Annotated in this window: 17 protein-coding genes; 8 read left to right on the forward strand and 9 right to left on the reverse strand. The window is 64.5% G+C overall.

The features are described 5' to 3' along the window. Window positions 1–160 precede the first annotated feature (160 nt). Window positions 161–1,033 carry a DNA/RNA non-specific endonuclease gene (locus ACW9H9_RS14055; RefSeq protein ID WP_457343800.1) on the forward strand — a complete coding sequence of 291 codons (873 nt, stop codon included), beginning with the start codon at window positions 161–163 and terminating at the stop codon, window positions 1,031–1,033. Window positions 1,034–1,049: 16 nt separating this feature from the next. Here the strand turns inward: ACW9H9_RS14055 and ACW9H9_RS14060 are convergent, their stop codons facing one another. Continuing rightward, window positions 1,050–1,973 (reverse strand): LysR family transcriptional regulator, encoded by a 924-nt coding sequence (locus ACW9H9_RS14060; RefSeq protein WP_457343801.1) that lies wholly within the window; start codon window positions 1,971–1,973, stop codon window positions 1,050–1,052. A gap of 117 nt (window positions 1,974–2,090) precedes the next feature. Between ACW9H9_RS14060 and ACW9H9_RS14065 the strand changes: the two genes are divergently transcribed. Beyond that, window positions 2,091–3,032: an enoyl-CoA hydratase/isomerase family protein gene (locus ACW9H9_RS14065; protein WP_457343802.1), complete on the forward strand. Its 942-nt coding sequence runs from the start codon at window positions 2,091–2,093 to the stop codon at window positions 3,030–3,032. Between the two features lie 57 nt (window positions 3,033–3,089). Here the strand turns inward: ACW9H9_RS14065 and ACW9H9_RS14070 are convergent, their stop codons facing one another. Beyond that, complete coding sequence (locus ACW9H9_RS14070; protein ID WP_457343803.1) at window positions 3,090–3,650, reverse strand: flavodoxin family protein; 561 nt, start codon at window positions 3,648–3,650, stop codon at window positions 3,090–3,092. Window positions 3,651–3,769: 119 nt separating this feature from the next. Here ACW9H9_RS14070 and ACW9H9_RS14075 point away from each other — a divergent pair, with 119 nt between their 5' ends. After that, on the forward strand, window positions 3,770–4,357 hold the full coding sequence (locus tag ACW9H9_RS14075; RefSeq protein WP_457343804.1) for a TetR family transcriptional regulator C-terminal domain-containing protein: 588 nt from the start codon (window positions 3,770–3,772) through the stop codon (window positions 4,355–4,357). Window positions 4,358–4,378: 21 nt separating this feature from the next. On the opposite strand, the gene ACW9H9_RS14080 is transcribed toward ACW9H9_RS14075, so the two are convergent. Further along, window positions 4,379–5,422, reverse strand: coding sequence for a hydroxyacid dehydrogenase (locus ACW9H9_RS14080; RefSeq protein WP_457343805.1), 1,044 nt, complete (start codon window positions 5,420–5,422; stop codon window positions 4,379–4,381). A gap of 28 nt (window positions 5,423–5,450) precedes the next feature. Next, window positions 5,451–6,761, reverse strand: coding sequence for an MFS transporter (locus ACW9H9_RS14085; RefSeq protein WP_457343806.1), 1,311 nt, complete (start codon window positions 6,759–6,761; stop codon window positions 5,451–5,453). A 154-nt stretch (window positions 6,762–6,915) separates the two neighbouring features. On the opposite strand from ACW9H9_RS14085, the gene ACW9H9_RS14090 reads away from it, so the two are divergent. Beyond that, window positions 6,916–7,827 (forward strand): LysR family transcriptional regulator, encoded by a 912-nt coding sequence (locus tag ACW9H9_RS14090; RefSeq protein WP_457343807.1) that lies wholly within the window; start codon window positions 6,916–6,918, stop codon window positions 7,825–7,827. Further along, window positions 7,824–8,705: a LysR family transcriptional regulator gene (locus ACW9H9_RS14095; protein WP_457343808.1), complete on the forward strand. Its 882-nt coding sequence runs from the start codon at window positions 7,824–7,826 to the stop codon at window positions 8,703–8,705. Before ACW9H9_RS14090 ends, ACW9H9_RS14095 begins: the two co-directional genes overlap by 4 nt. An 8-nt stretch (window positions 8,706–8,713) precedes the next feature. Here the strand turns inward: ACW9H9_RS14095 and ACW9H9_RS14100 are convergent, their stop codons facing one another. Further along, window positions 8,714–9,610, reverse strand: coding sequence for a LysR family transcriptional regulator (locus tag ACW9H9_RS14100; RefSeq protein ID WP_457343826.1), 897 nt, complete (start codon window positions 9,608–9,610; stop codon window positions 8,714–8,716). A gap of 112 nt (window positions 9,611–9,722) precedes the next feature. Here ACW9H9_RS14100 and ACW9H9_RS14105 point away from each other — a divergent pair, with 112 nt between their 5' ends. From ACW9H9_RS14105 to ACW9H9_RS14115, 3 genes are all read left to right on the forward strand, one after another. After that, entirely contained in the window at window positions 9,723–10,388 is a 666-nt protein-coding gene (locus tag ACW9H9_RS14105) for an RraA family protein (protein ID WP_457343809.1), read from the forward strand. Between the two features lie 13 nt (window positions 10,389–10,401). Next, window positions 10,402–11,616 carry a pyridoxal phosphate-dependent aminotransferase gene (locus tag ACW9H9_RS14110; protein ID WP_457343810.1) on the forward strand — a complete coding sequence of 405 codons (1,215 nt, stop codon included), beginning with the start codon at window positions 10,402–10,404 and terminating at the stop codon, window positions 11,614–11,616. A gap of 86 nt (window positions 11,617–11,702) precedes the next feature. Further along, the gene (locus ACW9H9_RS14115; RefSeq protein WP_457343811.1) at window positions 11,703–12,977 is read left to right on the forward strand and encodes a cation:dicarboxylate symporter family transporter; all 1,275 of its coding nucleotides are present in this window, start codon (window positions 11,703–11,705) and stop codon (window positions 12,975–12,977) included. Between the two features lie 3 nt (window positions 12,978–12,980). Here the strand turns inward: ACW9H9_RS14115 and yghU are convergent, their stop codons facing one another. From yghU to ACW9H9_RS14135, 4 genes are read right to left on the reverse strand one after another with little or no spacing between them, the layout of a single operon-like run. Continuing rightward, window positions 12,981–13,814 (reverse strand): glutathione-dependent disulfide-bond oxidoreductase, encoded by an 834-nt coding sequence (yghU, locus tag ACW9H9_RS14120; protein WP_457343813.1) that lies wholly within the window; start codon window positions 13,812–13,814, stop codon window positions 12,981–12,983. Window positions 13,815–13,832: 18 nt separating this feature from the next. Next, complete coding sequence (locus ACW9H9_RS14125) at window positions 13,833–15,260, reverse strand: efflux transporter outer membrane subunit (protein WP_457343814.1); 1,428 nt, start codon at window positions 15,258–15,260, stop codon at window positions 13,833–13,835. Next, the gene (locus ACW9H9_RS14130; RefSeq protein ID WP_457343815.1) at window positions 15,253–16,434 is read right to left on the reverse strand and encodes an efflux RND transporter periplasmic adaptor subunit; all 1,182 of its coding nucleotides are present in this window, start codon (window positions 16,432–16,434) and stop codon (window positions 15,253–15,255) included. The genes ACW9H9_RS14125 and ACW9H9_RS14130 overlap by 8 nt, the downstream gene beginning before the upstream one ends. A gap of 1 nt (window position 16,435) precedes the next feature. After that, window positions 16,436–19,615 (reverse strand): efflux RND transporter permease subunit, encoded by a 3,180-nt coding sequence (locus ACW9H9_RS14135; RefSeq protein ID WP_457343816.1) that lies wholly within the window; start codon window positions 19,613–19,615, stop codon window positions 16,436–16,438. Between the last annotated feature and the right edge of the window lie 11 nt (window positions 19,616–19,626).

Genomic DNA, 19,626 nt, shown 5'->3' on the forward strand with positions numbered 1-19,626 from the left:
CACGCGTTGACCCGTGCGCCGGGGCCAGTGGCAAACGCTGGCCTTTTTTATAAACGCCGCGATTAAAATCTAAACGCAGCGCAGCACTTATCCGTATTCCTCGGGTCAATAACCCCCGCTCGCACGCTTGTCTCTCATTTTTCCTCTGAAGATTTAACGCATGAACCTACGCAACCTTGCCGTGGGGCTGTCAGCCCTTGCCCTGCTCTCCACTGGCGCACACGCCCGTGGCCTGCTGGACCTCATCACCCCTCCTGCCACACACCAGGAACACGCGCCTCGTTCAGGCTCGATCAGCCAGAGCGCGGCGCTCGGCCTTTACTCCAGCCAGGAACAACGCGCCTCGTTTGACGGCTGCGCCGCCCTGTTCCCAGCTGCACAACCGATCAACACCGCTACCGTACCCGCCAGCATGAAACCCATGGCGCTGTGCTCCGACCACTTCGCGGTGCTGTATTCGCAAACCAGCAAGACCCCGCTGGTGGTGGTCGAGCGTCTGAATGCAGGCCAATTGCAGGCGGCCAAGGGCGAGGAGCGCACCAACCAGTTCTACCCGGACCCGCGCATCCCCAAGGGCGCACGCGCCGAGCTGAGTGACTACCGTGGCCAGCATCCGGCCATGGACCGTGGCCACCAATCCCCGGCCGCCGACGCCCCCGACGCCAACGCCATGGCGCAGTCCTTCGCGTTGTCGAACATGGTCCCGCAAGACCCCACCAACAACCGTAAGATCTGGAGCAAGGTCGAGGCCGACGTCAGAAAGTTCGCCCTGCGCGCCGGTGGCGACGTGTATGTGTTTACCGGCCCGCTGTTCGATCAGGGCTATACCACCATCGGCGACAACCAGGTCTGGGTGCCGACCCGCCTGTTCAAGCTGGTGTACGACGCCTCGTCCAAACGGGCCTGGGCGTACGTACTGCCCAACGCCGAAACCCGCATCGAAAAACCGATGGACTATGCCGCGTTCGTCAAAGCCACCGGGCTCAAACTGCTCGGCAATCTGCCGGTGAGCGGGTCGGTGGGGCGTACCTGAGCATCGCCGTGGACCGCTACAATGCAGCCCACTCGGCACGGTGCTCCAGCAAAAAGTCCACAAACGCCCGCACCCGATGCGGCAGGTAGCGCCCGTGGGGGTACAGCAACGTAAAGGGCCGTGAGCGTCCGCTGTAAGGCTGCAACACCTCCACCAGGCTGCCGTCGGCCAGTTCCTCCTCGACGATGAACTTGTAGGTCTGAAACAACCCGGCGCCGTGTTTGGCCAGGGTCACACCGCCCAGTACATCGTCTGAGCAGCTGTAGCCCGCTTCGCCGGAGAACTCACACTCCTTGCCCCCGTCCTGGAATAACCAGGAGATGCGTCGGCCGCTGCTGGGCAATTCGTACTGGATGCATTCGTGGTCGGGTAACTCGTCGAGGGTCTGCGGGGTGCCGGCGCGTTGCAGGTAGGCCGGGGTGGCCACCACCACCAGTTTGGCGTCTTCCAGCAGGCGTGCGATCAGGCTGGAGTCGGGCTGGGCGCGCACGCGGATGGCCAGGTCGTAGCCCTCGGCGACGAAGTCGATGTTGCGGTTGCTGATGTGGATATCCACGCTGACCTGCGGGTACAACGCGCGAAACCTGGGCAGCAGCGGCAGGATGCGGTGGTGCCCGTAGGTGGTCGGAATACTGATGCGCAGCAGCCCGGACGGCACCGACTGGGCGCCCATCATTTCTTGCTGGGCTTCCACCAGTTGGGTCAGCGCCTGGCGGCACTGCTCGAAAAAGGTCCGCCCGCCATCGGTCAGGCGGATGCTGCGGGTGGTGCGCACAAATAACCGCGAGCCCAGGCGCTCTTCGAGCCGCGAGATGCTGCGGCTCACCGCCGCGGGCGTGACCCCGGCGATCTGCGCGGCGGCGGTAAAGCTGCTGGCTTCGGCGGCCAGGCAAAACAGTTCGATGCTGCCTAGCTGCAAATCTTCAAAATGCCGTTTCATGATTGATTACACCAAGTATCAACTCAAATATCCGCTGCCATATTTATCAGCATCCGCCACATAAATACAGTGGAGACGTTGCGCAACACCCCCCTTCTTTTCACAGCGGAATGCCCCATGAAAACAACCACGCTCAACACGTTGGCGGCGCTTGTGTGCGCGACGGTCTTTTTGTCCACCCAGGCCCTGGCGCAATCACCTGCGGCCCGGCCCCAGGCCTCGGCCGCCAGCACGGCAGCGGCAAAAATTCGCCTGACCAAAAAGACCCCGGCCTACTGGGAAGTGACCTTTGCCAACCCGCCCCTGAACATCGTCGGGCCCAGCGAAGTGCGTGAACTGGTGAGCATCGTCGACCAGATCGAGGCCGACCCCACCGTGCAGGTGGTGGTGTTCGACAGCGCGGTGCCGGACTATTTCATCGCCCACTACGACTTGCTCAAACCGCTACAAGACTCCACCGGCATGGCCCCAGGCCCCACCGGCATGCACCCGGTGCCCGACCTGATGGTGCGCCTGGCACGCCTCAATGTGGTCACCATCGTGTCGATTCGTGGCCGCGCCACCGGTATTGGCAGTGAGCTGGCGCTGGCGGCTGACATGCGCTTTGCCAGCCGCGAAAAAGCGGTGTTGTCGCAATTTGAAGTCAGCGCAGGTTTCGTCGCCGGTGGTGGCCCGATGGCGCGCCTACCTCGGCTGGTGGGCCGGAGTCGGGCGCTGGAGATCCTGCTGGGTTCGGACGATATCAACGGCGACCTGGCCGAGCGCTACGGCTATGTCAACCGCGCCTTGCCGGATGCCGAGCTGGACGGTTTCGTCGATGGCTTGGCGCGGCGCATCGCAGGCTTTGACCATCAGGCCCTGATCGACACCAAGAAACTGGTGAACCTGGCCAGCCTGCCGCCCGATGCCGAAATGCAGCCAGGCTGGGACGCGTTCATCACCTCGGTCCAGCGCCCGGGCGCCCAGGCACGGCTCAAGTCGCTGGTGGGCAAAGGGCTGCAAACCCCGGGTGACATCGAGAAACACCTGGGTCGGCATGCGGCCGAGTACCGGCCATAACCCTGCCCGTCAACAGCGGCGCCGGCCTGCCAGCGCCGCCGTTTTACCGCGCGACTATCAAGCGGTCTGCTTGAGACGACCGGCGATGGTCGCCACACGCTCACCGTACAAGCGTGCGGTCTTGATGTCGCCGTCCGGAATCGCCGACGCGTCGGCATCCGACGGCGCCTGCACCAGCAGCCCCACCGAGCCGCCCAGGTTGTTCACGTCATTGCGCGTGGCCGCCAGGGTGTTGGCGGGCAGCAAGCCCAGGCTCACCCAGATGCCGCCGTGCTGCGATGCCAGGGTTTGCAGGCCGATCAGCGTGACCTGCTTGTCACCGTTGAAACTGGCGCTCACGGTGAAGCCGCCAAACACCTTGTCTTGCCATGCCCGGGTGAACCAACACTTGGCGGTGGCGTCGGCGAATTTCTTGAACTGCCACGCACTGTTGGCCATGTAGGTCGGTGTGCCAAAGATGATGCCGTCGGCCGCGGCAAGCACGTCCCAAGCGTCGTCGGGCACGTTGCCGTTTTCGTCGATTTCCACCAGTTGCGCATTCGCGCCTTCGGCCACGGTTTGGGCCACGCGGCGGGTGTGGCCGTAGCCAGAGAAAAACACCACTACTGTCTGGGTCATGTGCAAGGGTCCTGTCAGAGGTTGGGCAAATGGAGTAAATATACTGACCAGTCGGTTTGACCTTCGTCAAGGGGGCGCCCTAAACTCTTTTCAAATAATTTCGGGAAAGGAGGCACGCCATGGGGCGACCCTCACGTAAAGACGACTTGCTCGCAGCGGGCATCGAGGTGTTGCATCGCCACGGGTATGCGGGCTCTTCCGTCGACGCCATCGTCGAGCAGGCCGGCATGCAAAAAGGCTCTTTTTTCGGCCATTTCGGCTCCAAGGAAGCCTTTGCCAACGAAGCGCTCAAGGGCTACTTCAAGCAATGGACCGAGCACGCGGCAGCCCTGATGGCTAACCCGGCGCTGTCGGTGTGGGAGAAGTTTGCGGGGCTCAACAGCCTGTCGACTGGCGGTGGCGGCGAGCACACGCTGCACTACGGCTGCCTGATCGGCAACCTGGCGGCAGAAATGTCCACCCGCTCAGAAGACGTGCGCGGCACCCTTGTCGCGTTGTTCGAGCAGTGGGCGGCGCCCTATGCGCAGATGGTGCGCGAGGGGGTGGCCAACGGTGAGTTTCGTGCGGGCCTGAACCCTGAAAGCACCGCGAATTTCATCGTCAACACGCTGCAAGGCACCGTGCTGCGGGCCAAGGTGGAACGCTCGGTCGACCCGTTGGATGACTACGTGGCGCTGGTTTCAACGCTGCTGCGCGCCGGGGCCTAAAGCAACCCGGCGCGCCGCCCATTACGCGCTCGCGGCCTTGAGCACCCGCTCACGCACCCACTCCCACACCTGCGGGTTCTGCAAGTGTGGCGGGCGCTCGCCGCGCAGCACGGCGATGATCTGGTTGGCCGATGACACCGCCACGTTCCGGCGCCCGCCGTGGGTGACGCCTGCCGTGTGAAAGGTGGCGACCACATTTGGCAGGCTCAGCAACGGCGCGTCGTGGGCCGGGGGTTCGCAGGCCCACACATCCAGCCCCGCCCCGCTCAGATGGCCTTTGCTCAGCGCCTGGAACAACGCCGCTTCGTCATGAATACCGCCGCGCGCCGTAGAGATGAACACCGCGCCGGGCTTCATCGCCGCGAACTGCTCGGCGCCCATCAGGTGGTGGGTGTCGGCATTCAGCGGGCAATGCAACGACACGTAGTCACTGCGCGCCAGCAACACGTCCAGTGCCACGGGCTGGGCGCCACGGGCGCGGATCTCGTCGGCGCTCAGGTGCGGATCGTACGCCAGCACCTCAAGGCCAAAACCCTCGGCGATACGGGCCACACGCCGTCCGATTTCACCCAGCCCGATCAGGCCCAGGGTGTTGCCATGGATCTCTTCGCCCATCAGGTCTTCACGGCTGAAACCGCTCTGGTGCCGCAGCCGCCCGTCGGACTCGACGATGCGTTTGACCACCGCCAGCAGCAAGCCAAACATGTGCTCGGCCACCGAATGGGCATTGGCCCCGGCCTGATTGACCACCGCGATGCCCGCGCGGGTGCAGGCCGCCAGGTCCACGGTGTCAAAGCCTGCACCGCCGGACGACACGCACAGCAAGTCAGGGCATTGCTGGATCAGCGCCTCGTTGACGAACCACGGCGACGGCAGTTCATCCTTGGCCGCCGACACATGGTAAGCATGGGCCTGGCGCAGGCCCGCCAGGGTGCGCGCATCGTCACCCCGATATGGCAGCACCTGCAGCGCCAGGTGTTCCTGGCCACCGACCCGTTGGTCGAACGCGGGGCTGATCCACAGATCAAGCCGACGAACCTGCAAAACGCGCGACGCGACGCTCATACGCAATCCTTCAAAAAAGTGGGGGGAGTCAGGGCTTGGCGCGGGGCTCGATCATGGTCAGCACGATCACAAAGGTGATCAGTGAGCTCAGGCCAAGAAAGCCGAAGACGTAGTTCCAGTTGAAACTGTCCAGCAACAGGCCCACCACGAACGGTGCGAACGCCCCGCCCAGCGAGCCGCCGGTGTTGACGATGGAAGACGCGAACGGCACGCGCTCCTTGTTGACCAGGCCCATGCAGTACACCAGGAACGTGGAAAACCCGATGTTCAACAAAATGCCGGCCAGCAGGAACACGCCCGCCAACAGCGCCGGATCAGCTGGTGATTCCAGCAGCACGTACATCATGAACACGGTGGCCAGCGAGCTGATCAGCATGGCGGGCTTGCGGCGCTTGTCGAACACCCGGTCCGACAGCCAACCGCCCAGGATATTGCCGATGACCGCGCCCACCCACGGCGCTGCGGCCACCGCGCCCATCTTCATCACCGAGTACTGCTTGACGGTGATCAGGTAGGTGGGCACCCAGGTCATGATCGAATACGTGATGCCGACCATCATGAAATAGCCGATGGCGCAGGCCCACACGTCCCACGACATCAGGATGCTTTTGTTGGTGGCCAGCAGCGCCACCTCGCGGGTGCGGATCAGCTTGTCCACCCACCCCGGCATACGCACCCCGTGCCGTGCAGCGGCCTGGCCCTGGGGCTGGGTGCCCTGGATGTGACGCACTTCACTGGCCGACACGTGCGGGCTGTCCGCCGGGTCGTCCTTGACCAGCCACCACCACAGCAGCGCCACGAAAAACCCCGGCACGGCAAAGAAGTAAAACACCTCGCGCCAGCCATAGACGTGCACGATCCAGGCGCACAGCGGCGGAACCAGCGCCGGGGCCACCTTGATCGACGACATGAAGATACCGGTGGCCAGGCCCTTCTCGCTCGGCGGGAACCAACGGTTGATGATCGAGACGATGCCGATGTTGATCGGCCCTTCCGCCGCGCCCAACAGGGCACGCGCCAACTTGAGGTGCAGCACGCTGGACGTAAAACCGATCAGCAAGGTGGCCAGGGAGGTCAGCACCAGGGAGCCGGTCAACAGTTTGCGAATGCCAAAGCGGCCAAACAGGTAGCCCGCCGGGATCTGCACCAGGGCGTAGGTCAAATAGAACAGGCTGGCCAGCGCACCGATGTCGGTGTTGCTCAGGTGGTATTCCTCCTTGATGAACGGCACCACCACGCCAATGTTGGCACGGTCGGCTCCCGCGACCATGTAGGCAAGGAAAAACAGGGCTGCCACCACCCACCGGAAACGGCTGGTCGGTTTGTGTTCGGCGTTCATCGGGTCACCGTTTTTATTGGACTTATGGTCGGCCACCTCAGGAGCAGATACTCATGACGGTAGGCCGTGCGCCGGATATTGCCGAGGAATTTTCAGTAGACATAGGGATATTGCGTGAACTAAAAATATTCCAAATACAGATGAGAGCGCCCAAATGGCCACCTTCACACAACTCGAAGCCCTGGTGGCCGTGGTCGACCACGGCACGTTCGAGGGCGCGGCCACCCGCCTGGGGCTGGTGCAATCGGCGATCACCCGGCAGATCCAGGACCTGGAACACTGGCTGGGTTTTGCCCTGTTCGACCGCAGCGGGCGCAGCGCCAAACCCACCCCGCAGGCCGCCGAGGTGGTGGCGCAGGCGCGGCAAGTGTTGCTGCAACGCGAGATCGTGTACGACTGCCTGATCGGCCCCGAGGTGCTCAGCCGCACGTTGCGCATCGGCATCACCGAACTGAGCGCACTGACGTGGCTGCCCCGGCTGGTCCAGGCGATTGCCGCGCACTACCCCAAGGTGCGTATCGAGCCGGAAGTGGAACTGAGCGTGCGCCTGCATGCCTTGCTCGTGGCGGGCCAGGTGGACGTGATCGTGGTGCCCGACGCGTTCAACTCCAACGGCCTGGTCAAAGTGCCGCTGGACCAGGTGCACAGTTACTGGTTCTGCGCCCCCGGCCTGCTCGACCACCGCCGCACCTTGAGCCTTGCCGACCTGAGCGGCTGCACCTTGCTGACCCAGGGCAAACTCTCCGGCTCCGGCCTGCTGGTGGACCAGTGGCTGGCCACGCACCAGACCGGCTCGCGCGCGCACATCCCGTGCAGCAGCCTCGCGGCACTCGTGGGCCTGACCGTGTCGGGCCTGGGCGTGACCTACCTGCCCGACTCCACCGCCGCCTCGCACGTGGCCAGCGGGCAGTTGGTCAAGCTTGCGGTGGAGCCGCCCTTGCCCGTGACGCCCTATGTGGCCCTGGCACGCGCCGACTGCTACAGCCCGTTCCACCGGCATGTGATCGAGCTGATGAGCGCCCACTGCGACCTCCACCGCCCTTACCACGCGAGCGCGCCCACATGATCAATATCAAGCAGATCGAAGCGTTCTACTGGACGCAAAAACTGGGCACCTTGCAGCGCGCCGCCACGCGCTTGTTCATCACCCAGTCGGCCGCCACCAAGCGCCTGCAAGCGCTGGAAAAACAAGCCTGCCTGCCGTTGTTCGAGGCCGCGGGGCCCAAGGCGCACCTGAGTGCCAAGGGCACCGAATTGCTGGAGGCCTGCGAAGGCTTGATCGACAGCCTGGCGCGGCTGGAGGCCTTGCGCGGCACCTCGCGCAAACCTCAGCGCACCGTGCGCGTAGGCGTCACGGAGCTGGTGACGCTCACCTGGTTCTCGACGTTCGTGGCCCGTGCCCGGCTGGCGCACCCGACGCTGTCGTTGCACCCGGAGGTGGACTTGTCGGCGCGCCTGCAACAAAAACTGCTTGCGGGCGACCTGGACCTGGTGGTGATCCCACAGGATTACGTCACGGCGGCGATGGCCTCCATTGCCTTGCAAAGCGTGGACTTCACCTGGCTCGCGCCCCCCGGCAGCATTGCCCCGGGCCGGGTGTTGTCACTGGAGGAACTGGCGCAGTGGCCGATCATCGTGCAAGGCGGGCCCTCGGGTATTACGCAGCGCTCCGAGCGCCTGTTTGCGCAGGCGGGCATCGAGGCCCGGCACGTGTACGGCAGCAACAGCCTGTTTGCGCTGGTGGCATTGATTCGCGCGGGGATCGGCATCAGTTGCCTGCCCAGGGCCCTGTTTGCCGAAGCGATCCAGCGCGGCGAACTGCAAGAGATGGACGTGCAAGTGCGCCCCGTACCGGTCAATTATCAACTGGCGTTTCTCAAGCACGGGCACGAAGAACTGACGCTGTCACTGGCGGCCCTGGCGACCGAGTGCGCCCAGGGTTGACCCCTCGTTCAGAGCAACAGGCGCGAAAAGTCGCAGCATTGCAGGGCCAGCTGAGCCACCTGCCGGTTCAGGCCGAACTGGCGGTCGACCCGGTGCATCGCCACGTACTGGATCTTGGGCAATGCAGGCTCGGTGATCAGCTCGCGTAACGCGCCCTCTTCGATCAGGTGCGACAGGCAGGCCTTGGGCAAATAACTCACCCCCACCCCCGACAGCGTCAACCCCACTTGCACCAGCAGGTTGTGGCTGGTCAAGGTGCGCGGCAGCTGCACATTGTTCGCCGCCAGCCAGCGCTCGTAAGTCAACCCGGGGCCCGACTGCGACCCTTGGGTCAGCACCGTGAAATTGGCCAGGGTGGCCAGGCTCACCGGGTCGTTTTCCGGCACCAGTTCGGGCGCGCACATCCAGGCGTTTTCGACGTCCTCAAGGGCCGTGGCCAGAAACCGCGCGTCGCTGTACACGTCGGGCACGATCACCAGGTCCAACTGGTCGTTTTCCAGCTTGCGAAACAGCTCGCTGCTCAGCTCCACCGACGGCTCGATCTGCACCTTGGGATACGCCTCGCGCAGCGCCTGCACCAGCGCCGGTAACCAGGTGAGCGCCGTCAGTTCGGTGACGCCCAGGCGAAACCTGCGCACCAGCACTTCGCGGGCGCTGACGCGCTCGAGCAGGTAGTCGCGCCGCTCCAGCAGGTCCTTGGCGTAGTTGAGCAGTTCGCCGCCTTTTTCGGTGAGGCGTGCATTGCGCTTGCTGCGGTCGAAGATCTGCACATCGAACGTGTCCTCCAGCTCCTGGATGCGCTTGGAAATGGCCGATTGCGACATGTTCAACTTGCTCGCCGCCGCTTCAAAACTGCCCAGCTCGGCGATCCAGTACAGCGCGTCAATTTGCTTGAAGGTGATCACGCCACGCACCTCATGAAAAAAAGCGATCATAACAGATCATAAAATATCGCTAAAACTATCTATTTATCACTCCTAAGATCGGGCCATCCAGAACAACAAGTGGAGTTGCCCCATGTCTTTGCCCGGTTCCCGTATTTTGCCCAACCCGCCCCTGGCCTCGGCCGACGTGGTGCAGGCGTTCGCCCATGTGGTGACCCCGCACATCAGCGACAACCTGGGCCGGCACATCGGCGCCCGTGGCCTGAACCGCTACAACCGCACCGGCAAGCTGGTGGGCACCGCGATCACGGTAAAAACCCGCCCGGGTGACAACCTGCTGATCTACAAGGCCATGATGATGCTCGAGCCCGGCCACGTGCTGGTGGTGGACGCCCAGGGCGACACCAACAACGCGGTGATCGGCGAGCTGGTCAAGCTGTACGCCCAGCAACGCGGCTGCGTCGGCTTTGTGATCGACGGTGCCATTCGTGACGTAGCCAGCTTTGAAGACACCCCCTGCTACGCCCGCAGCGTGGTGCATTGCGGCCCTTACAAGACAGGCCCCGGCGAGGTCAACGTGCCGGTGTCCATCGGCGGCATGCTGATCAACCCGGGCGACATCCTGGTGGGTGACGAAGACGGGCTGGTCGCGTTTTCTCAAGCGGACGCCGCCGAGGTGTTGCGCCGCGCCGCCCAGCATGCGGCGCACGAAGAAGAGGTCAAAGCCGAAATCGCCACGGGCGCCAAGCATCAGAGCTGGATCGACAAAGCGCTGAAAAACGCAGGCCTGGCCGACTGAAGGACACCCCCTCATGAGCACTGCATTTTTGTCTGACCGGGTGCTGGGTATCGCGCCCTCGCCCAGCGTCACCGCCAACGCCCTGGCCAACGAGCTGCGCGCCCAGGGCCGCGACATCATCAACTTCACCGTGGGCGAGCCGGACTTCGACACCCCGGCGCACATCCTGCACGCCGCCAACACCGCGATGCACGCTGGCGACACCCACTACACGCCCACCACCGGCACCCTGGCGCTGCGCCAGGCCATTTGCCTCAAGCTCAAGCGCGACAACGCGCTGGACTACGGCCTTGATGAAGTGGTCGCCGGGTGCGGCGGCAAGCACATCATCTACCACGCCCTGGCGGCCACCTTGAACCGTGGCGATGAAGTCGTGGTGCACACGCCGTATTGGGTGTCTTACCCCGACATCGCCCGGCTCAACGATGCCACCCCGGTGATCATTCCCGGCGATGAGTCCCTGGGCTTCAAACTGTCGCCCCAGGCACTGGAGCAAGCGATCACCCCGCGTACCAAATGGGTGATCCTCAACAGCCCGAACAACCCCAGCGGCGCGGTGTACCACGAGGCCGAGCTGCGGGCACTGGCCGAGGTGCTGCGCCGTCATCCCCATGTGCTGGTGATGGCGGACGAGATCTACGAGCACTTTGTGTACGGCGACGCCCGACACCTGCCGCTGACGCACCTGGCGCCCGACCTCAAGCCGCGCACCCTGATCGTCAACGGCGCGTCCAAAGGCTACGCCATGACCGGTTGGCGCCTGGGCTTTGGGGCAGGCCCCGCCTGGTTGATCGGCGCCATCGCCAAGCTGCTCTCGCAGACCACCACCTGCCCAAGCTCCGTCAGCCAGGCCGCCGCCGTCGCAGCCTTTGCCGGCGACCAGGCGCCCATTGCCTGGATGCGCGAGGTGTACCGCCAGCGCAGCACCCGCATGTGCGAGCTGCTGACGCAGGTGCCCGGCTTGAGTTTTACCCCACCCGAGGGCGCCTTTTACGTGTTCGCCAACGTGAGCGGGCTGATGGGCACCGTCACCGGCAAAGGGGACCGGATAAACACCGATACCCAGCTGACCGAGTACCTGCTGCGCGACTACGGCCTGGCCACGGTCAGTGGTGAGGCCTACGGCATGTCGCCGTATGTACGCCTCTCGTTCGCCAGCTCCCTGAGCGTGATCGAAGAAGGCTGCCGACGCCTCAAAGAAGCCTGCCAACACCTGCGCCGAGCCTGACCCGCGCCGCCCGGCGGCCATGGATGGCTGCCTTTTGACTGCCTAGAACAACACTCATAAGCATTGATAAACAATGAGGCATTCCCATGCACACACCCCGCATCGCGCTGGTCTGGCAAATCCTGATCGGCCTGCTCGCAGGCATCGCCGTTGGCGCCCTGCTGCACCACTTTCCTGACTCGCGCCCGTGGCTGATAGACAACGTGCTGCAACCGGCGGGCGATATCTTTATCAAGCTGATGAAAATGATCGTCGTGCCCATTGTGTTCGCCTGCATGGTGGTGAGCATTGCGGGCCACGGCAGCGGCCAATCCCTGGGGCGCATCGGCGTCAAGACGCTGGGCTATTTCTTTTGCATCACCAGCCTGGCGATCGTTGTGGGCCTGGTGTTTGGCAACCTGCTCAAACCCGGTGCCGGCACTGAACTGGCCAGCCTGCACGCCGCTGCCATCAGCCTGCCTGCCGCCAGTGGCGCCAGTCACAGCCTGGGGCAGATTATCGTGGGCATCATCCCCGACAACATCATCAGCGCCATGGCCCAGGGCAGCCTGCTGTCGGTGCTGTTTTTTGCGGTGATGTTCGGCCTGGGCGTGTCGCGCTTGCCCGCCGAGCGCAAAGACCCGGTCATCAGCGTGTTGCGCGGCATGTCGGACGCCATGTTCAAAGTCACTTCGATGATCATGGCCTACGCCCCCATTGGCGTGTTCGCGATGATCTCGGTGACGGTGGCCAGTTTCGGCTTCGGCTCGCTGTTGCCCATGGCCAAGCTGATTCTGGTCAGCTACTTGTCCATCGCGTTTTTTGTACTGGTGGTGCTCAACCTGGTGGCCCGTTTGTGCGGGATTAACCTGTTCGCCCTGATGCGCCATATCAAGGATGAACTGGTGCTGGCGTTTTCCACCGCCAGCTCCGCGGCGGTGATGCCGCAACTGATGCGCAAGCTGGAAACCTACGGCGTACCGCCCTCGCTGGTCAGCTTTGTGGTGCCGGTGGGGTACTCGTTCAACCTCGATGGCGCCTCGCTGTTCCTGGGCGTCGGCACCTTGTTTGTCGCGCAGCTGTACGGCATCGACCTGAGCCTGAGCGACCAGGCGCTGCTGGTGGTGACGATGGTGCTCACCTCCAAGGGCGCGGCGGGGGTGCCGGGGTTCATGTTTGTGATTCTGTCGGCAACGCTGGCCAGTGCCGGGCTGCCGCTGGAGGGCATTGCGTTTATCGCCGGGGTGTACCGGCTGATAGAAATGCCGGGCACGGCGTTGAACGTGCTGGGCAATGCGCTCGCCCCCCTGGTGATTGCCAAGTGGGAGCGGCGCACGCTTGATGCATCGCAGGCCTGTGGTGCCGCGCACCCGCCGGCCTGACGGTCAGTCCAGATCAGACGCCGCGTGCCGCTCCGCCAACTGCTCGGCCGGCTCGCCAGACACCCGGTTCACCCGGCGCCCGCGCTGTACCGCTGGCCGGGCGTCAATCGCGTCGGCCCAGCGTTGCACGTTCGGGTAGTCCTGCACCGACAGGAACTCGGCGGCGCCATACAAGCGCCCCTTCACCAGGCCGCCGTACCACGGCCAGATCGCGATATCAGCGATGGTGTACTCATCGTCCGCGATGTAGGCGTGGCGGGCCAATTGCTGGTCCAGCACGTCCAGTTGGCGTTTGGTTTCCATGGTGAACCGGTCGATGGCGTACTCGATCTTGGTCGGGGCATAGGCATAGAAATGCCCGAAGCCACCGCCCAGGTACGGCGCGCTGCCCATCTGCCAGAACAGCCACGACAGGCACTCGGCCCGCGCCGCAGGTTCGGTGGGCAGGAAGGCGCCGAACTTTTCGGCCAGGTACTGCAAGATCGCACCGGACTCAAAGACGCGGATCGGCGTGTCGCCGCTGCGGTCGAGCAACGCGGGGATCTTGGAGTTGGGGTTGACCCCCACAAAGCCGCTGCCGAACTGGTCGCCCTCGCCAATGCGGATCAGCCAGGCGTCGTACTCCGCGCCCTGATGCCCCAAGGCCAACAACTCTTCCAGCAGGATCGTGACCTTTTGCCCGTTGGGCGTGGCCAGGGAATACAGCTGCAACGGGTGGCGGCCTACGGGCAGCTCCTTGTCGTGTGTCGCGCCGGCAATGGGCCGGTTGATTTTGGCAAAGTGGCCTCCGTTTTCGGTTTGCCAGGTCCAGACTTTCGGGGGTACGTATTCACTCACGTTTGATTCTCCTGAGGGTTATCGAGAGGCCGAGGTCAGTTGGGCCACGTTCCAACCGCCGCCGAGGGCCTTGATCAGGCCCACATTGGCGCTTAGCTGTTGTGTCTGCAAATCCAGCACCGAACGCTGTGCCTGCAACGAGGCAACCTGCGCCGTCACCACGTCCAGGTAGGCCACGGCGCCCTGGCGATAGCGGGCCATGGACAAGTCCTCGGCCTCTTGGGCGGCGGCGGCGGCGTCGCGCTGGTCATCCAGAGCGCTGGCGAGGCCGCCGAGCGTCGACAGGTTGTTTTCCACCTGTTCAAACGCGGTCAACACCACGCCACGGTATTTGGCGGCCGCCTCATCAGTGGCCGCCTTGGCGCTGTCCACACCGGCCTGGCGGGCGCCGCCGTCGAAAAGCGTACCCACCAACGAGGGGCCAATGGCCCAGAACAGGTTGGGCGCGCTCAACAGATGCGCGAACTCGTCACTTTGATAACCGCCCTGCCCGCTCAAGGTAATCGCCGGGAACCACGCGGCCCGCGCCACACCGATGCGGGCGGTGGCCGAGGCAATGCGCCGTTCTGCGGCGGCGATGTCCGGACGGCGTTGCAGCAAGGTCGACGGCACGCCAGTGGGCACCGCGGGCAAGCCGATTTCGGCCACGCTCGGCGCCAGCGCATAGGTGGACGCCGACTCGCCGAGCATCGCTGCAATCGAGTGCTCCAGCACCGCGCGTTGCACCAGGTTCTGGTTCAGTTGCGACTTGACCGTGGACAACTGCGTGCGCGCCCGCGCCACGTCCAGGCCGGACACGATGCCGCCGCCGTGCAGGCCTTCGGTGAGGCTCAAGGCCTTGGCGTAGGCGTCGCGGGTCTGCTGCAACAACTGGTCCTGGCGGTCTATGCCGCGCAACCTAATGTAGCTGTCGGCCAGTTGCGCCTGCAGGCTCAGGCGTACCGACGCCAGGTCAGCCTGGGCCGCCTGGGCATCGCTGTTGCCTGCGGCGAGGGTGTCACGCACGCGGCCCCACAGGTCCACTTCGTAGTCGACTTCGATCCCGGCCGTACCGGCGTTGTAGATGCTGGGCGAGGTGGCCGAGCGCAATGGCCGGGTGTCCGACTGGCGCAGGCGCTGGCCGCTGGCAAACCCGGAGATTTTCGGAAACAGCCCCGACTGTGCCTGCGCCAGGTACGCCTGGGATTGCTGGTAGTGCGCCAGGGCGGCGCTCAGGTCGGGGTTGTTTTGCAGCAATTGCTGCTCCATCGCGTCCAGTTGCGCGTCTTTGTAAAGGTGCCACCAACCGTCGCGGCTGGACTGGTCGTTGGGCGTACCCTGCGTCCACGGCCCTTGGGTATGGAACTGCTCGGCCAGCGGGGTTTTGGGCACGTCCAGCGGCGGCGCCAGGGAACAGGCGCCCAGGCTCAGGCTGGCGAGCAGCCCCCATACTGCGTGCTTAGCCATGGGGTTTGGCCTCCACCGGGTTGGCCGCCAGTTGCACCGCGTCATCGTCGGCCAGGCCGTCCGGCGGGGTGTCGATCACCCGGTCGGTGGCGAGCAGGCCGCTGCCCACCTCCACGCTGTCGCCCAGGTCACGGGCCAGGGTGATGGTTTTGAAGCGCACATGGTTTTGCGCGTCCAGGGTGGCCACGCGCATGCCGTGGTCATCGAACACCAGGGCACTGGCAGGCAGGCGCAGCACGTTGGTCTGCACCGGCAAGTCGAACTGCACGCTGGTGTAGGCACCCGGCAGCAGACGGCCCTGCGGGTTGTCGACCAGCAATTGCACCAGGGTGCTGCCGGAAGCGGCATTGACCGCATCCGCCGTGGCGACCACTTTGGCACTGAAGGTTTCACCGCGGTATTCGGGCACGCTCAAACGCGCGACCGTGCCTTGCTTGATTTGTGGCGCCGAGCTCTGCGGCACTTGCACGTACACCCGCAGGCGGCTGACGTCAGAGATGGCGAACAGCTCCTTGCCGCTGGTGCCGCCCGCAGTGATCAGCGCGCCCACGTCGGTGGAGCGGGCAGTGACCGTACCGGCAAACGGTGCGGTCAGGCGCTGGAAGCCTTTGGTCGCCACCAGTTGCTCCACATTGGCCTTGGCCGCCGCCACTTTGGCCAGCTTGGCGGTGAGGTCACCGGTGCGTTCATCCACGTCCTGGCGAGACACCGAATCGGAGGCCAGCATGGCCTGCCAGCGCTTGGCGGTGGTTTGCGCCAGCTGCGCGTCGGCTTCGGCCGAAGCCAGTACGGCGCGGGCTTGCAGCAGTTGCTGGTCGAGTTCGGGGGTGTCGATTTCGGCAAGCAGTTGACCCGCCTTGACGTGGCTGCCGATGTCGACGTTCCAGTTTTTCAGGTAGCCGCTGACCCGCGCGAAGATCGACGCCCGCGAGTACGCCTCGAGGCGGCCCGGCAAGTTCAGCACCGGCCCCTGGGGTTGCACGGTCGGGCTCACCAGGATGACGCTGGGCAGCGCCTGGGCGTTGGTCCAGGTGGCCAGGTCGCGCGATTCGCTGGCGCGCACGCTCACGCCGAACACCACGACAGCCACCAACACCGCCAGCCCCAGCACCAGCCAGAGCAAGCCACGGGAAGAACGGCGGGGTGAACCCGGATTGGTAACGGAAACAGACATGTCAAACCCCTTGAGTGGCGGTGGTCGCAAACGTGGCGTGCTGACGACGCCCGTGCACAAGACTGAAAATCAGCGGGACCAGGAACAACGTGGCGATGGTGGCAAAGGTCAGGCCGCCGATCACGGCGCGGCCCAGCGGGGCGTTTTGCTCACCGCCCTCGCCCATGCCCAGCGCCATGGGCGCCATGCCGATGATCATCGAAATCGCCGTCATCAAGACCGGGCGCAAACGGGTGAAGCCCGCTTCCAGCGCCGCTTGCACCGCGTTGCCATGCTCGGCCAGGCGTTCGCGGCAGAAACTCACCACCAGGATGGCGTTGGCGGTCGCGACGCCCATGCACATGATGGCCCCGGTGAGCGCGGGCACCGACAGCGGCGTGTGTGTGACAAACAGCATCCACACGATGCCCGCTAGCGCGGCTGGCAACGCGGTGATGATCACGAACGGGTCGATCCAGGACTGGAAGTTGACCACGATCAGCAGATAGATCAGCACCACCGCGCCCAGCAAGCCGAACAGCAAGCCGCTGAACGCCGCGTTCATGGTTTGCACCTGCCCTTGCAGTTGCACCTTGGACCCGGTGGGCAGGCCGCTGGCATGGGCCGCGATGACGTTTTGGATGTCGGCGGCGACGGCGCCCAGGTCACGGTCCTGGATAGACGCGAGGACTTCCACCACCGGCTGGATATCCGACTGCGTGAACACCGAGTTGCTGTGGGTGCGCTCGATGTTTGCCAGGCCGCCCAGGGTCTGGTCCGTGGCACCGCCAGCGCTGCCGCTCAGCGGCAGGTTGTGGAGCGCGGCCAGGTTGTCGAGGCCGTATTGCGGGGTTTGCATCACGATCGGGTAGGAAATGCCGTTGGCACTGTTGAGCCAGAACGTCGGCGCCACCTGGCTGGAACCGGCCAGGTTGACCACCAGGCTGTTGGTCACGTCGCGCTCGGTCAAGCCCACCAGTTGCGCACGGGTGCGGTCCACATCGACCTTGAGCGTGGGCAACTGCCGCGACTGCTGCAGACGCGCATCCACCACGCCCGGCACCCGGCGGATGTCCCGCAGCAAGGCCCCCGCATAGGTGAAGTTGGCCGCCAGGTTGTTGCCGCTGACTTGCACGTCCACCGGCGCCGAGGAGCCGAAGTTGAGGATCTGCCCGACGATGTCCGAAGCCGGGAACGAGAACACTGCACTCGGGAACTGGCGCGGCAGTGTTTCGCGCAGTTCGCGCATGTACTCGGCGGTCGGCCGGTGGTCCTCGTTCAGGCTGATCTGGATATCACCGTCCTGGGAGCCCACGGTGCCGGTGTTGTTGTACGCCACGTTGATGCCGCTGATGGACAGGCCGATGTTGTCCACCAGCGTCTTGAGTTCCTGGGGCGGCACGATTTTGCGGATCGTGTTTTCGATGTCGGCGATCAGGTGCGCGCTGCTTTCAACCCGCGTGCCCACCGGGGCCCGTACGTGGAGCAGGATCTGCCCGGAGTCCACCGTGGGGAAGAAGTTGCGACCGAGCAGGGGCACCAGGGCAAACGACAACGCGACAAACGCGAGCATGGCCACTACCACGGTACGGCGCTGCTGCAAGGCGCTGTCGAGCGCGGCGTGATACACCGCGCGCAGGGCCTCGAAGCGTTTCTCGAACCCGCGCTGGAACATCACCAGCGGGTTGCGCGACGGCGCGGGCCCGCCTTCGTGGTGCACGTGAGGTTTGAGCAGGTAGTTGGCCAGCGTCGGCACCAGGGTACGCGACAAGATAAACGAGGCGATCATTGCAAAGATCACCGCTTCGGCCATCGGCACGAACAGGAAACGCGCCACGCCCTCCAGGAAGAACATCGGCACGAACACGATGCAGATACACAGCAGGGACACAAACGCCGGGGTCACGATTTGCGCCGCGCCGTCGAGGATCGCCGTTTCAACCGCCTTGCCCTGTTCCAGGTGCCAGTTGATGTTTTCGATGGTCACCGTGGCGTCGTCCACCAGGATCCCCACGGCCAGCGCCAGGCCGCCCAGGGTCATGATGTTGAGGGTTTCACCCAGCGCCGACAGGGTCGCGATGGACGCCAGAATCGCCAAGGGAATGGAGGTGGCGATGATCACCGTCGAACGCCAACTGCCCAGGAACAACAGGATCATCAGGCTGGTCAACGCGGCCGCAATCAAACCTTCGCGAGCCACGCCGCTGATGGCCGAGCGCACGAACAGCGACTGGTCGCCGATCAGGTCGATATTAAGGTTGGGCGGCAGCGCGCCCTTGTTGTCCGCCAGTTTTTCCTTGACCCCGGCGATCACGCCCAAGGTCGACGCCGACCCGGTCTTGAGCACCGGGATGAGCACCGAACGGTTGCCGTTGACGTGCACGATGTTGGTCTGCGGCGGGTTGCCGTCGCGCACGGTGGCGACGTCGCGGATCAACACGGTGGTGCCGTCGGCAGCCTTGATCGGCAGGTTTTCCAGGTCGTGGAAATCGGTCGGGGAGTTGTTCAGTTGCAGGTTGAATTCGTAGCTGCCGATTTTCTGGGTGCCCACCGGCGTGATCTGGTTTTGCGTGGCCAGGGCGTTGGCGACGTCTTGCGCCGACAACCCCAGGGCCTGCATCTTGGCCGAGTCGAGGTCGATCTGCACCTGGCGGCTCTTGCCGCCGAACGGGTACGGCAGCGCGGCGCCGGGCACGGTGGTGAGCATCAGGCGCACGCTGTTGAGGCCCAGGTCGCCCAGGCGCTGTTCGCTCAGGCCCTGGCCCGAGAGGGCCAGTTGCACGATCGGCACGGTGGAGGCGCTGTAATTGAGGATCAGCGGCGGCGTGGTGCCCGGCGGCAGGGTCCGCAAGATGGCCTGGGACACGGCGGTCATTTGCGCGTTGGCGGTACTGATATTCACACCCGGCTGGAAGAACACCTTGACGATGCCGTAGCCATTGAGCGATTGCGCCTCGATGTGGCGGATGTCATTGACCGTGGTGGTCAGCACGCGCTCGAAGGGCGATGTGATACGCCCCGCCATCTGGTCGGGCGCAAGCCCGGTGAATTGCCAGATCACGGCAATCACGGGAATGCGGATTTCGGGAAAGATGTCGGTCGGGGTACGCAAGGCCGCGAGCGGGCCCACTATCAGGATGAAAATAGCCAATACCAGGAAGGTATAGGGGCGCCGCAATGCGGTGCGCACGAGGCTCAGCATAGGTGTGATCC

Source organism: Pseudomonas sp. SDO5215_S409 (assembly GCF_054071325.1).

Coding starts and splice junctions, on each gene's coding strand:
- ACW9H9_RS14135 (WP_457343816.1), bottom strand. CDS start 19,615: ATGCTGAGCCTCGTGCGCACCGCATTGCGGCGCCCCTATACCTTCCTG.
- ACW9H9_RS14055 (WP_457343800.1), top strand. CDS start 161: ATGAACCTACGCAACCTTGCCGTGGGGCTGTCAGCCCTTGCCCTGCTC.
- ACW9H9_RS14060 (WP_457343801.1), bottom strand. CDS start 1,973: ATGAAACGGCATTTTGAAGATTTGCAGCTAGGCAGCATCGAACTGTTT.
- ACW9H9_RS14075 (WP_457343804.1), top strand. CDS start 3,770: ATGGGGCGACCCTCACGTAAAGACGACTTGCTCGCAGCGGGCATCGAG.
- ACW9H9_RS14125 (WP_457343814.1), bottom strand. CDS start 15,260: ATGGCTAAGCACGCAGTATGGGGGCTGCTCGCCAGCCTGAGCCTGGGC.
- ACW9H9_RS14110 (WP_457343810.1), top strand. CDS start 10,402: ATGAGCACTGCATTTTTGTCTGACCGGGTGCTGGGTATCGCGCCCTCG.
- ACW9H9_RS14090 (WP_457343807.1), top strand. CDS start 6,916: ATGGCCACCTTCACACAACTCGAAGCCCTGGTGGCCGTGGTCGACCAC.
- ACW9H9_RS14085 (WP_457343806.1), bottom strand. CDS start 6,761: ATGAACGCCGAACACAAACCGACCAGCCGTTTCCGGTGGGTGGTGGCA.
- ACW9H9_RS14080 (WP_457343805.1), bottom strand. CDS start 5,422: ATGAGCGTCGCGTCGCGCGTTTTGCAGGTTCGTCGGCTTGATCTGTGG.
- ACW9H9_RS14065 (WP_457343802.1), top strand. CDS start 2,091: ATGAAAACAACCACGCTCAACACGTTGGCGGCGCTTGTGTGCGCGACG.
- ACW9H9_RS14070 (WP_457343803.1), bottom strand. CDS start 3,650: ATGACCCAGACAGTAGTGGTGTTTTTCTCTGGCTACGGCCACACCCGC.
- ACW9H9_RS14105 (WP_457343809.1), top strand. CDS start 9,723: ATGTCTTTGCCCGGTTCCCGTATTTTGCCCAACCCGCCCCTGGCCTCG.
- ACW9H9_RS14095 (WP_457343808.1), top strand. CDS start 7,824: ATGATCAATATCAAGCAGATCGAAGCGTTCTACTGGACGCAAAAACTG.
- ACW9H9_RS14130 (WP_457343815.1), bottom strand. CDS start 16,434: ATGTCTGTTTCCGTTACCAATCCGGGTTCACCCCGCCGTTCTTCCCGT.
- ACW9H9_RS14115 (WP_457343811.1), top strand. CDS start 11,703: ATGCACACACCCCGCATCGCGCTGGTCTGGCAAATCCTGATCGGCCTG.